A 14316-nucleotide genomic window follows, 5' to 3' on the forward strand; every position below is an offset into this window, starting at 1 on the left:
GGCGTCATTTGTTTATTTATGAGGAAGATAACTGTATCTTCAAATACGTGCTTCATTTAAGCCAACTAAAACAAAAATTGTAAAGCTCATTTTTATCAAGTAATTTTTTTGTAGACTAATTTTAGTACAATTTAACTTTAAGCATTTTACAAAGGCAATCTTGGTATAGCCAGTCTTCAATTGACCTTATTAGTCTTTTATTACATATAATGAATAGAGCAGATTTAATACAAAATACTATCATTAAAAATTGCCTGTCTGCAACATCTTCATTAATATTGTGTTAATATGTTACCAATAAAATTATTAAAATTTTTCAGTTTTCTTAAAGCCTACAGGATATTATTCCTTCTGTTTTTCCTTGTCTTTTTTTCTTGTAAAAAACCGCAGAAAGCTTCAGATAAAATTACTATCGGGTTTTCGCAGGGATTGGGCAATCATCCCTGGAGATTGGCAATGAACCATTCTATGGAGATACAGGCATCGCTTCATTCCGAAGTAGAGTTGAATATACAGAAAGCAGAAAGTTCTGTAAGCAAGCAGGTTCAGGATATCCAAAAAATGATTGATGGTAAGGTGGATGTGATTATCATTTCACCCATTGATCCGCAATCCCTGGTTTCGGTAGTGGAAAAAGCAGCTACTAAAAATATTCCGGTTATTTTGCTCGACAGAAAGATCAATTCAGAAAAATATACGACTTATATCGGTGCAGACAACGTGGAGATTGGGAAAGAAGCGGCCAATTACATTCTTTCAGATTCCAAAAATTATAAAAAAGTAATCGAAATAAGAGGTGATGACCAATCTTCCCCAACCATAGAAAGAAGTCTTGGCTTTCAGGAAATCATCAGAAATAGCCCCAACACAGATCTGATAAAAACATTTAAAGGTCTTCCGGCTGATGCTTTCAGGAAATCATTGGATTCCTTAGGAAATCAAAGTCTGTATGTTTTTGCCTTTAATGATGAGCTTGCCACCAATGCATGGCAGGTTGCACGAAATAGAGGTTTGGAAAATCAAATCAAATTTATCGGCGTTGACGGCCTGAATACAAAAGACGGTGGAATCCAGATGGTTTTGGATGGAAAACTGAATGCCACTTTATTGTATCCGACTGGTGGAGCAGAAGCGATCGAGACGGCGATTAAGATTTATAATGGTGTTGCTGTTCCGAAACGCATTAAACTCAGCACAACGATCATTGACCGGATGAATGCGGAAATTATGCGCAATCAGTTTGATAAAATTATTGAGCAGCAAGGCGTTATAGAAAATCAGGTACAGGCGGTTAAAAAACAGGTCGAACTATATTCTTCGCAAAAAGAATTATTCCGATGGTCTATTATATTGTTAGTGTTGATGTTTTGTCTGGTTGCCTATTCCATTTACCTTATTTATGCAATAAAGATAAAAAATAAGCAGCTTACACTTACCAACGAGAGAATTACTATTCAAAGAAATCAGATTGAAACCATTGCCAATGAGTTGAAAGACAGCAATGAAGCGAGGGTTAATTTCTTTACGGGAATATCTCACGAATTTAAAACACCCATTACGCTTATTCTCAGTTCATTGGAGTCTTTAATGGATTTTGGCAAAACCAAAGGTACAAAACCATCCTATGAGCTGGAGCTGATCAATAAAAATTCCAACAGATTATTACGATTGATAGACAACTTGTTGGACTTCAGGAAGATAGAAAATCAAACTTTTAACCTAAGAGTTTCCAAGACGAATATTTATGATTTTACTTACTCAATTTTTCGTGATTTTGAAAATGAAGCTAAGAAAAGAAATATCAAATTCGAAATTCATTCACAGAATAAAAATCTTGAGCTTTACATCGACAGAAACCTGATGGATAAAGTCTATTTCAATCTTTTGTCCAATGCTTTCAAATTTACACCAGATAATGGAAAGATTAAAATCACGATTCAGGAAAAAGGAAATCAGGCGGTGATCAGCTTCAAAGATAATGGAATCGGAATCCCTGAAAAAGAAATCAGCAATGTTTTTGAAGCGTATTTCAAAGGCTCCAACAATAGAAAAAACAGTTCAGGAATTGGGCTTCATCTTAGCAGACAGTTCATTGAGCTCCATCTTGGGAAGATAGAAGTGAACTCTTTTCAGGGAACGGAGTTTATCATCAGTCTTTATAAGGGAAACAAGCATTTCAATGAAGACCAAATGGTAAAAGAACCTAGTCTCGCAGATGCCGAAAGCCTGACAAACGATGCTATTTTAAATGGATTGGAAGACGAGATTAATATCCAACATGATGAATCTCAGGGCGAATGCTACTCGCTTCTTTTGGTGGAGGATAATTTGGATTTGTCCTTCTTTTTAAGCAAAAAGCTTCAGAATGAGTTTAAGGTGACGGTTTCTGATGGGAATGATGCAATTGATAGGGCACTGAATGAAATTCCTGATATTATCGTCTGTGACGTTAATCTTCCAGGCAAAAATGGTTTTGAAATCTGTGAAATTCTTAAAAATGATCTTCGTACATCACATATTCCGGTCATTCTTCTGACAGCTCTTGATAATAAAGAATCTTATCTTCAAGGCTTGAAATCCGGCGTTGACCTTTATCTCACCAAACCTTTCAGTTACCCGATTCTGATACAATCACTACATACGCTGCTTTACAACCGTGAAAAGCTACGTTATTATTATACAAATAATATTGGCAGAATTTTGGATAGCAAATCGTTTGGAAATATAGAACAGAAATTTGTGAACAATCTGAATAATCTCATCAAAACCAATATCGATAATGCCGATTTTTCAGTAGAGAATCTTGCAGACCTGCTCAATATTTCCAGAATTCAGTTGTATAGAAAGATTAAAGCAATGTTTGATGTAAACGTTAGCGATTATATCAATAATTTCCGTCTTGAACAGGCCAAATCTATGCTTCAAAATCCTGAACTGACGATTTCGGAAATTGCATACAAAACCGGTTTTTCTTCCCCGAATTATTTCTCTACTGTTTTCAAGAATAAGTTTGGTATATCCCCGAATGCCTTTAGAAAGTCTGCGGGGAAGGAGTGATAATACTACAAAATCAAATGATTAAATATTTGAATATAACATTAAAGTGATAAAATATGGAGCTTCAATTTGTATTTAAAATCAATCCTCACATCTAATATTTTTTACAATATTGAGCAGCAGTAAATCAAACTGCTGCTTTTTTTATTATACTTTCACAACAACATACCTTCATCTAAACTAATAAACAGCTTTCTGAACGATTTATAATTCCTAAAAGTTCCTGAGCTAAAAACCATATAGCTTGATTCGTTTTTTGGTTAAAATTTTCATGACATTAGTTGTTCTTAAATCATAAAAACACCAAAACATACGTAACATTTTTATAAAACAATGTTACATTTTTGTAACCTGATGAAACTTTAATAAAATTATTTTTAAATAAATTATTGATTTTCAGTTAATTGAAATTAATTAACAAATAATTAACCTTGACGAAATATTTAGTTACATAATTAGACCTTCGGATTGCCGCCCGGGGATATATTAGCCAAAAACAAATAAATATTTTAACAGATGAATAAAATTCTTATGTGGTCTATCACGGCAGCTTTGGCAGGATTTCTTTTCGGGTTTGATGTGGTCGTGATTTCCGGCGCAGACAAAAAGTTGCAGACGCTCTGGAATAGCTCAGATGCATTTCACGGAGCAGTCGTAATGGGTATGGCATTGTGGGGTACAGTGATAGGCGCTATTTTCGGCGGAATCCCGACCAATACATTAGGACGGAAAAAAACGCTCTTGATCATTGGTGTCTTATATGCGTTTTCTGCTATAGGAACGGCGCTTTCCAATGATCCTTATCTGTTTGCATTTTTCAGGTTTATAGGTGGTTTGGGCGTTGGTGCTTCTACGATTGCTGCACCGGCCTATATTTCAGAGATTGCCCCTGCAAAAGATCGTGGCAGAATGGTTTCCCTGTATCAGTTCAATATTGTTCTGGGAATTCTGATTGCATTTTTATCAAATTATTTACTAAGCGGTATCGGCGATAATGACTGGAGATGGATGCTTGGTGTACAGGCAGTTCCCGCAGCAATCTATACATTATGTGTGTTTACTATTCCGGAAAGTCCGAGATGGCTGGTTTCGCAATCTAGAATAGAAGAAGCGAAAAAAGTGATGAAAATCCTAAGTCCCGATCAGGATTCTGACACCTTGATCACCCAGATGAAAGATGACCACGCAGAATCGCCAAAGGAAAATATCTTTATGAAAAAATACCGTTTTCCACTGATGTTGGCTTTTCTAGTAGCTTTTTTTAATCAGATGTCGGGGATCAACGCGTTCCTGTATTATGCACCAAGAATTTTTGGCGAAGCAGGATTGGGTGAGAAAACAGCACTTCTCAGCAGTATAGGAATTGGTGTTGTTAATATGGTTTTTACTTTGGTTGGAGTCAACCTTATTGATAAAGTAGGAAGAAGAACATTGATGTATTTGGGTTCCGTAGGTTACATCATTTCTTTAGGATTGGTTTCTATGGCGTTTTATTTTCATTGGTCAGGATTGGCGATTCCTATTTTCTTGTTCCTCTTCATTGCTTCTCACGCTATTGGTCAGGGAACGGTAATTTGGGTGTTTATTTCAGAGATTTTTCCAAACCATCTGAGGGCATCGGGACAGGCTTTCGGTAGTTCCACACACTGGCTTCTGGCAGCAATCATTCCATCACTAATTCCTACATTATTTTCCACCATCGGAGCCGGGACCGTATTTTTGGTCTTTACCGTTGCAATGGTATTCCAATTATTATTCGTAATGTTTATGATGCCGGAAACCAAAGGAATATCACTGGAAAAATTAAGCAAAACACTGACGAAGTAGATTTACAAACCAATATAATCATGGCGAAGAACACCTCTAAAATTTTTAAATAATTCGAAAATTTCCTATTAAATAATCATAATGAAGAAAATCATATCGACTTTAATAATGGCTTTCACGTTTTGTTCCGGACTCAACGCACAGTCGGACTCGAAAACGTCCGAAGAGCAACTTTACAGGCCCAATTATCACTTCACTCCTCAAAAAGGCTGGATGAATGATCCGAACGGTCTCTTTTATCTTAACGGAACTTATCATTTATTTTTCCAGCATACACCGTTTCAGAGCGTGCCGGATTTTGGTAAGATGCATTGGGGGCACGCCATCAGTAAAGATCTTATAAAATGGGAAGAATTGGCTTCTGCAATTGCCTATGACGAGAAGGGTGCAATATTCTCAGGAAGTGCAGTTGTAGACAAGGATAATACATCAGGTTTTGGAGATGGAAAAAATGTTCCGTTGGTAGCAATTTTTACCTACCATGATATGAAGAAAGAGAAAGCCGGAGAAATTGATACGCAGTCTCAGGCAATCGCTTATTCTTTGGATAATGGAAAAACCTGGACCAAATACAGTAACAATCCGGTATTGAAAAATCCCGGAATAAAAGATTTCAGGGATCCGAAAGTTTTTTGGGATGCGAAAAGAAAACAATGGGTAATGGGATTGGCGGTACAGGATAGACAGCATTTTTATGCCTCAAAAAACCTGAAAGACTGGACATTCCTTTCAGAATTTGGTAAAGATTTCGGCGGACACGGTGGTGTTTGGGAATGTCCAGATCTTTTCCCGGTAAAGGTAGAAGGAACCAATGAAGAAAAATGGGTGCTTATCGTTAACATCAATCCGGGTGGGCCAAACGGAGGTTCTGCAGCCCAGTATTTTGTAGGTGATTTTGACGGAAAAACTTTCAAAATGGATGATGCTTTTACAAAGCAGCTTGAAAAAGAAAAAGTAGTCTGGCTGGATTGGGGACGCGATAATTATGCGAGTGTCTCGTTTGATAACGTTCCGGATAACAAAAGAGTAATAATAGGTTGGATGTCAAACTGGGACTATTCACCGAATGTGCCTACAGAAAAATGGAGAGGAAGTTCCACTATTCCTCGTGAAGTAATATTGGAAAGGACCAAAGAAGGTTACACTCTGAAAAATATTCCTGTTTCCCAACTTAAAAATTACGAAGGAAAGACAGTTAAAAAAGAAATTAACCTTGTTTCGGATAAAAAACTTATCAGCAAAGGAGAAATAGACCTTTCCAAAGCAGTTTTAGATGTTGATCTCAAAAAAATGACCAAAGGGATTTACACTTTTGCTTTGAAAAATTCATTGGGAGAACGTGTAATTTTCGGAATTGATAATAACAAGCAGGAATTGTTTATTGACCGTACCCAATCCGGCAAAACCGATTTTAAGAACAATTTTGCAGACAGGATCTCAAAAGCTCCATTAGCAGAAAACTATCAAAACGCAACGTTCAAAATTGTATTGGATAAAACTTCCATCGAAATTTTCTTCAATAAAGGCGAAAAGGTAATGACCGAAATCTTTTTCCCGAATGAAAACTTCTCGGAACTGAGCTTATTTACAGATACCAAAGGAAGTACGGTGAACTTCAATGCTCATCAGATTAATATCAAATAAAAACTATAGTATGAAGAAATATAAAATAGCCATCGCCTTTTGCCTTCTGCCTTTTTCGTATGTGTTTGCGCAGGAAGTCATTAAAGGTAAAGTAGTTTCCTCAAATCAGAAACCGTTAAGTGGGGTTATCGTAACCGTTTCGGAAACCGGAGTCAATACCACCACAGACAATAGCGGTGCATTTCAGATCAACGACCTGCAAAAAGGAAACACTTTAGTTTTCACGTATCCGGATTATTCCACCCGTGAAGTCGTGGTGGATGGAAAAACAGTCCTTAACATTGTTTTAGCTGCAGAGAAAATAAAAGGTATAGATGAGGTGATCGTAACCGGGTATACCAAACAGAAAAAAGCAGACATTACCGGTGCGGTTTCTGTGGTAGATATGAAAGACCTGAACAAGCAAACCGAACCCAATCCGATCAAATCTTTACAAGGAAGGGTAGCGGGTGTTAACATTGCAGCTGACGGATCTCCTTCCGGCAGTAACACAAAAGTGCTGATTCGCGGGGTTGGAACACTGAACAATACAGATCCTCTGTACGTAATAGACGGTGTTCCCACAAAAGCCGGAATGCACGAGCTTAATTCAAGTGACATCGAATCGATGCAAGTACTGAAAGATGCTTCTTCAGCAAGTATATACGGTTCCAGAGCGGCTAATGGTGTGATCATCATCACGACCAAAAAAGGAAAAAAAGGGAAGATGAGAATCGACCTCAATTATTATACAGCATATTCACAATATGCAAAGAAAACAGAAGTTCTGAATGCAAAACAATTCGGACAGGTGCTTTGGCAGGCCAACATCAATGACGGACTGAACCCGAATAGCAACAACCTGAGCTACAGTTTTGACTGGGGGGTACAGAATGGTATTCCGACTTTATACAACAGCTATGTTCCGGAATACCTGGATGCCGGAAAAACGATTAAATCAGCCAATACCAACTGGTATGATGAGGTTTCGCAGACCGGGGTTGCCAATTCGCTGGATGTTTCTGCTTCAAGCGCTTCGGATAAAGGTTCTTACTTTTTCTCTATGGGGTATTATGACAATGATGGAATCGTGAAACTTACCAATTTCAAAAGATTGTCTGCCCGGGTTAATACTTCTTATAACTTTTTCGACGGAAAGTTGAAAATCGGGGAGAATTTCACCTTCAATAAAACCAATGAACTGATGGATCCGGGCGTTTTGGATCCTGCTTTACGTGCTTTGCCCATTATTCCGGTTCATACTGTGGACGGAATCGGGTGGGGAGGACCGGTTGGCGGAATGAATGACAGGCAAAACCCTGTCAGACTTTTAGAATATAATAAAGACAACGGCTACCAATACCAAAGATTCTTCGGAAATGTTTATGCAGAATTACAGCCTGTAAAAAATCTGACTTTAAAATCCAGCTTCGGAATAGATCTTTCCAATTATTACAAAAGAATGTTGCAAAGAAGCTATGTTTCAGGTTACCTGCAAAACAAAACCAATGCAGTAAACATCGACCAGTCAGACACCGAAAAATGGACGTGGTCCAATACCGCACAATACACCGCAAAAGCAGGAAAACATCATTTTGATGTTTTGGGTGGAATGGAAATGTACAAGGATACGTATAAAAATACCTGGTTGAGAAAAGAAGGATTCCTGATAGAAACACCGGATTATATGTATCCCGATGCAGGAACAGGGGATGCTTTCAATGGAGGAAGTTCCACCTATTACAGCCTGTTGTCCTACTTCGGAAAATTCTCTTATGATTATGACAATCGTTATCTTTTCTCTGCAACAATGCGCTATGACGGCTCTTCAAGATTCGGTAAAAATAACCGTTTCGGGACTTTCCCTGCATTCTCGGCAGGATGGAGAATCAATAAGGAACATTTTGCAGAAAATCTGATTCCGTTTTTCTCAGATTTGCGATTAAGAGCGGGTTGGGGGCAGACCGGGAACCAGGAAATCAGTAATTCCGCGGTGTATTCGCTTTATATAGCAAATTATGCGGGAGGAAATCCAACTTGGGCAACATCTTACGGTACGGCTTACGATATTTCCGGTGTCGGAAGCGGATTACTGCCATCAGGATTTATCGCAACTCAGACAAAAAATGATGACCTGAGATGGGAAACCACCACGCAGACCAATCTCGGTCTGGATTTCGGATTTTTTAATCAAAAACTGACAGGAAGTGTCGATGTGTATAAAAAAGCAACAAAAGACATTCTTGTACTGCCACCTTATCTTGGTGTGATCGGAGAAGGAGGAGATCGATGGATCAATGGTGCTTCTATGGAAAACAAAGGGATTGAAGTTGCATTGTCTTATCAGAATGAAACCGCAGGTGGTTTCCGTTACGAAGTTTCAGGGAATATCTCGATGAACCGCAACAAAATTACTGAACTTCCACAATCCGTTATCAACAATTATGGCGGAAACGGAACAACGGATAATATTCTTGGGCGTCCGGTAAACTCAATGTACGGTTATGTTGCCGACGGACTTTTCAGGACTCAGGCAGAGGTGGATAATTCTGCAAGTCAGTCAGGTAAAGGATTGGGAAGAATCCGCTATGCAGATTTAAATGGTGATGGAATGATTGACGACAAAGACAGAACGTGGATTGGCAATCCGAATCCGGGATTTATGTATGGTGTCAATCTCAACTTTTCATATAAAAATTTTGATCTTTCAACATTCTGGCAAGGCATCAGCGATGTAGATGTAATCAATTCAAAAAAATACCAGACCGATTTCTGGAGCGTGGATGATGTAGGTTCCAATAAAGGAACAAGACTTCTGAATGCATGGTCACCTCAGAATCCGAATTCGGATATTCCTGCGCTTACGACAGTGGATGGCAATGCAGAATCCAGATTCTCATCATACTATGTGGAAAGCGGAAGTTATCTGAAGCTGAGGGTTCTACAGTTGGGCTACACATTCCCGAAATCTCTGATGGAGCATTATAACATTGTTAATTTCAGAATGTATGCAAGTGTTCAGAATCTTTGGACGATAAAATCCAAAAGCTTTACAGGAATAGATCCTGAAACGCCGGCATTCGGTTATCCGTTACCGCTGACGTTTAATTTTGGAGTTAATTTTTCCTTATAATTTTTAAATAATAAAAAATGAAAAAGAATATACTTTTTACAATAGCTTTTGCCTTTTTGCTTGGAACTACTTCCTGCAACGATTTTCTGGACAATGAACCAAGAGGTGTTTTGTCGGAAGCTGATGTGGTAACACCTCAGAATGTGGATGGTTTTGTGGTTGCAGCCTATGCATCTCTCGGAAATGACCACTATGATACCCCTTTCAGTCTTTGGCCTTATGGAAACGTCCGTTCTGATGATGCGTACAAAGGAGGAAGCGGAACCAATGATATCCAGACTTTTCACTTTTTTGAAATTTCAAATAATATCCGTTCAGATTTTGGTGAGTTAGACAGATTATGGTATCTCAATTATGTAGGGATTTCCAGATGTAATAAAGCGATTGCAGCACTTAAGCAGCTTTCAGACTCCGAATACCCAAACAAGCAAAAGCGGATTGCCGAGATGAGTTTCGTAAGAGGACATTACTACTTTTTACTGAAAACGTTATTTAAATACGTGCCTTATGTCGATGAAAATACACCCATTGATGATTATCCGAAAATCTCCAACAGAGCAAAAACCGACCAGCAACTTTGGGAAGCTATTGCTTCTAATTTTGAATTTGCAGCGGCTAATCTGCCTGCAACACAGTCAGAAGTGGGAAGACCCAAGAAAAGTGCAGCTTATGCTTATCTTGCTAAAGTAAGGCTGTATCAGGCGTATCAGCAGGATGATAACTATACGGTAACGCAGGTAAATCCGGTTACGCTTCAGAAATCTATTGATGCTGCCAATCAAGTGATCGGAAATTATACGCTGGAGCCTGATTTCGGGTACAATTTCCTACCGGGAACACATGAGAACGGCCCGGAGGCAGTTTTTTCCATTCAATATTCTGACAATGACGGAACGCTCTTCGGAAGGCTCAATTACGGTGATGTTCTTTCTCTGCCACAAGGTTTGGGATGCTGCGATTTTCATAAACCAAGCCAGAATCTGGTGAACGCATTCAAAACGACGGCTCAGGGATTACCGATGTTTGATACTTTTAATGATACAGATTTGAATTACAATCAGCTCAACAATTATAAAGTGGATCCTAGGCTTTACCATACGGTTGCCTTGCCTGGACTGCCTTGGAAATATGAAGAAAATAAAATTTTTCAGGAAAGCTGGAGCAGAAGCCCTGGAACTTATGGTTATTATTCTTCATTGAAGGAAAATGTACCTGTAGGATGTGGCTGTACCGTGAATGTAGACCCTTTCTACGGTAATTCCAAAAATAGAATCATCATAAGATATTCTGATGTTTTGCTGATGAAGGCCGAAGCCTTAATTGAACTTGGACAAATCAACGAAGCATTGCCATTAATCAATCAGGTGAGACAGCGTGCAGCGAACAGTACGGTTTTGACCGGAAGTTATACCACGAACAATCTGATCAGCAAGTATGAGCCGGGCGTGAACTGTACCTGGAACCAGGATTTTGCAAGGAAAGCATTGCGATGGGAGAGAAGAATGGAATTTGCAATGGAAGGAAGCCGTTTCTTCGACCTTGTGAGATGGGGTGTTACAGCAGGAACGATGAATACCTATTATTCCGGTGAAAAAACAAAAAGATCTTACTATTCTCAGGCAGGATTTGACCACGGAATTGAAGAATATTGCCCGATTCCTTTGGCTCAGATCAATTTCAGCCAAGGGGTTTATAAACAAAATAACGGCTACTAAAAATATTAAAATATGAAAAGTATATTTAAAAATTTGCAGTTGGTTATAATGGTATTACTTTCAGCCGTAATTATAATGTCTTGTGATAACAGTAATGAAGATGGACTTGTTACGGATGTTTCGGTCAATATTTCTTCTTTCAGGGTGAATGGTGTTTCAGGGGAAATTGATCATAAGAATGATAAAATCACAATCACACTTCCTTACGGGACAAGCGTTAAGACATTGGTTCCGGTTATTGAAATTCCGCAGGGAGCAGTAGTTTCTCCGGCATCAGGAGCAACGCTTGATTTTTCACAGCCGGTTAAATTCAAAGTGAAAAATGGCAATATCTACAAAGATTATCAGGTAACTGTAAAAGCTCAGGATCCTATTATCAGCTTTAAGATCAATGGATTATCTGCTACTATCAATAATTCGGGCAAAACCATTTCTCTTACAATGCCGGAGGGAACAAATCTTACCGCATTGCAGCCGGTAATAGAAACAGGAAACAGCGTCAGCATCAATCCTGCATCGGGAACGACTCTTAACTTTACCAGTCCTGTTTCGTTTACTGTTTCTAATGGCAGTATTACAGAAGTGTATACGGCTAAAGTAACAACGCCTGTTTCAGGACCGTCCGTTGCATTCCTTGGAACGGCTGCTACAAGAACTGGATTGACAAATCCGGATGAGATTGCAGCTTCTGACTGGCTTTTCGGAAAATATTCAGGGGCAGTATATGTTTCGATTGCTGATGTCGCAAGTGGTGCAGCCAACCTTACGGGAATTAATGTGATCTGGTGGCATTTTGACTCGGCTACCGCTCTGCCGGGCGATGCGCTGAATACGAATGTAACTTCCAAAATCAAAACCTATCTTAATGGTGGAGGAAATATTTTGCTCACAAGCTTTGCTGCACAATATGTTGACGCGTTGGAAATAGTTCCCGCAGGAAAAGGACCGAATAATGTTTTCGGAGATTTTCTTCCGAACGGATTTATAGATACAGGAAGTGATTGGGGAATCTCTTTCAAAGGAAATGAGAATCATCCTGTTTTCGATGGTCTTCAGACTTACGAATCCGGGAAAGCCAATCTGCTTGAGAAAGGTACATTCCGTCTGAATCATACAGCCTGGTGGTTCCTTCCGGATTGGGGTGGATATGTAAATGGTGCCGGATGGAGAAACCAGACAGGTGGTAATAATCTTGCCAGCGAGGCTTGGGACAATACTTTGGACGGACGTGTCGCTATTGCTGAATTTCCCGGCGGAACTGCCAACAAAAAATGTATGGTCATCTGTACGGGTGCCTACGACTGGTACAATGAAACAGTGAACGGAAACCCAAGCCAGCCCAACTCGTTTCAGGATAACATCAAAAAGATGACGGAGAACAGTCTCAATTATCTTGTAACCCATTAATATCAGAACCAATGTCAATTAAAAATATATATGTAGCAGCTGTACTTTCGCTGGCAATATTCTCCTGTCAGAATCACGATTCGGATACGGAGGTTAATTCGGAAGATATTTACAGCAAAACCAATATCTTTCCTCAGCCACCCAACCGATGGATGGGAGAGAATAATCCTTATTATACAGAAGGTTATGCAGGAGACGTAATGCCTTATTATGAAAACGGGAAGTTCCATCTTTTCTTTCTTCACGATGCAAAAACAAAACCTGCAGGAGAAGGATTTCACGATATTCACAGCTTCGAGACCAGTAATTTTACAGATTTTACTTATCAGGGAAGACAGATTCCTTACGGAACTTCATCAGAAGCCGATTTCGGAGTGGGAACGGGAAGCCTTGTAAAGGTTGGAAATACTTATTATTACTATTATACGGGTCATAATGAAGTAGCTTCATTTCTTTCAGGTAATCCACGGGAGAGTGTTCTGTTGGCAACAAGTACGGATATGAAAAACTGGACGAAGATCAAGAATTTTAAAATCACTGCTCCGGCAGGGTATTATGATTATGAATTCCGTGACCCACACGTTTTCTTTAATTCTGAAGACGGAAAATATTGGATGCTGGTTTCTGCTCAGACCTCTGACAAGAAAGCAGTTGTGCTGAAATTTATCACCACCAATCCGGCAACCGGCAACTGGACCGTAGAAAATCCGATTTATACGACCAGTTCTTCCGAAAATTATATTATGCTGGAATGCCCGGACCTTTTCAAAATGGGCAATTATTGGTATCTTGTTTTTTCTGAAAACTGGAGCAGCAATACCGGAACGCATTACCGAATTTCCACATCGCCAAACGGACCCTGGACCACACCTCAGAATGACCGTCTTGACGGCTCTTATCTCTATGCGGCTAAAACGGTTTCGGATAATACAAACCGTTATCTGGTAGGCTGGACCGCAAGAAAAACTCCTGAAAATAATACCGGTGGAAAAGATTGGGCAGGAAATATTGTTGCTCACAGACTGGTTCAGAATTCGGACGGAACACTGGCTGTGAAACCTGTTTTAGGATTACAATCTGTATTTGGTCAAAATGCTGTATTATCAGTAGATAAGATTACAGGTAATGTTTCTCAGAACGGGAATAGTTTTAATCTTTCCGCGAATTCCCAGGTAATGTTCGGGAAGCTCCAGAAAGCCAATCAGATCAGCTTTACGTTGAACGCTTCTGTTAACGGAAAATCAGGATTGATTTTAGCGCAGGATAATGATGGGAAGAATAGTTTTAAAATTTCATTTGAACCTTCTTCCAACAGAATGGTAAGTTATGTAATGAATGGCGGGAGTGAGGATTTTGCCAATGCTTATCCTTTGTCTGGAATTTCAGGAACCAATTATAACGTAACGGTTTTCATCAGCAATGATGTTTGTGTAGTGTATGTGAATGATAAATTAGCGTTCAGCAATCGTGTGTACAATGTTGTAAACAAAAAATGGAGTATTTTTGGTACTTCGGACAGTTCATTCAACAATATTAATGTTAAAAATCCTTAAT

7 protein-coding genes are annotated in these 14316 nt (G+C 39.1%); all 7 read left to right on the forward strand.

Going from position 1 to position 14316, the window contains the following annotated elements; translation table 11 throughout:
* Window positions 1-288: 288 nt before the first annotated feature.
* The 7 genes from ACPF63_RS06055 to ACPF63_RS06085 all read left to right on the forward strand — a co-directional run bounded on the left by ACPF63_RS06055 (window position 289) and on the right by ACPF63_RS06085 (window position 14315).
* Window positions 289-3057: a substrate-binding domain-containing protein gene (locus tag ACPF63_RS06055; protein ID WP_426482387.1), complete on the forward strand. Its 2769-nt coding sequence runs from the start codon at window positions 289-291 to the stop codon at window positions 3055-3057.
* Between the two features lie 516 nt (window positions 3058-3573).
* A complete protein-coding gene (locus tag ACPF63_RS06060; protein WP_426482388.1) occupies window positions 3574-4884 on the forward strand; it encodes a sugar porter family MFS transporter in 1311 nt (436 codons plus the stop codon).
* An 81-nt stretch (window positions 4885-4965) separates the two neighbouring features.
* On the forward strand, window positions 4966-6528 hold the full coding sequence (locus ACPF63_RS06065; RefSeq protein WP_426482389.1) for a glycoside hydrolase family 32 protein: 1563 nt from the start codon (window positions 4966-4968) through the stop codon (window positions 6526-6528).
* A 10-nt stretch (window positions 6529-6538) separates the two neighbouring features.
* A complete protein-coding gene (locus tag ACPF63_RS06070) occupies window positions 6539-9640 on the forward strand; it encodes a SusC/RagA family TonB-linked outer membrane protein (RefSeq protein WP_426482390.1) in 3102 nt (1033 codons plus the stop codon).
* Between the two features lie 17 nt (window positions 9641-9657).
* Window positions 9658-11355: a RagB/SusD family nutrient uptake outer membrane protein gene (locus tag ACPF63_RS06075; RefSeq protein WP_426482391.1), complete on the forward strand. Its 1698-nt coding sequence runs from the start codon at window positions 9658-9660 to the stop codon at window positions 11353-11355.
* A 12-nt stretch (window positions 11356-11367) separates the two neighbouring features.
* The gene (locus tag ACPF63_RS06080) at window positions 11368-12762 is read left to right on the forward strand and encodes a DUF4960 domain-containing protein (protein WP_426482392.1); all 1395 of its coding nucleotides are present in this window, start codon (window positions 11368-11370) and stop codon (window positions 12760-12762) included.
* An 11-nt stretch (window positions 12763-12773) separates the two neighbouring features.
* Window positions 12774-14315, forward strand: a complete 1542-nt coding sequence (locus tag ACPF63_RS06085; RefSeq protein WP_426482393.1) for a glycoside hydrolase domain-containing protein — start codon at window positions 12774-12776, stop codon at window positions 14313-14315.
* The last annotated feature ends 1 nt before the right edge of the window (window position 14316 follow it).

Source organism: Chryseobacterium sp. R2ACT005 (assembly GCF_049949215.1).
In the GTDB taxonomy this organism is placed as follows: Bacteria; Bacteroidota; Bacteroidia; order Flavobacteriales; family Weeksellaceae; genus Chryseobacterium.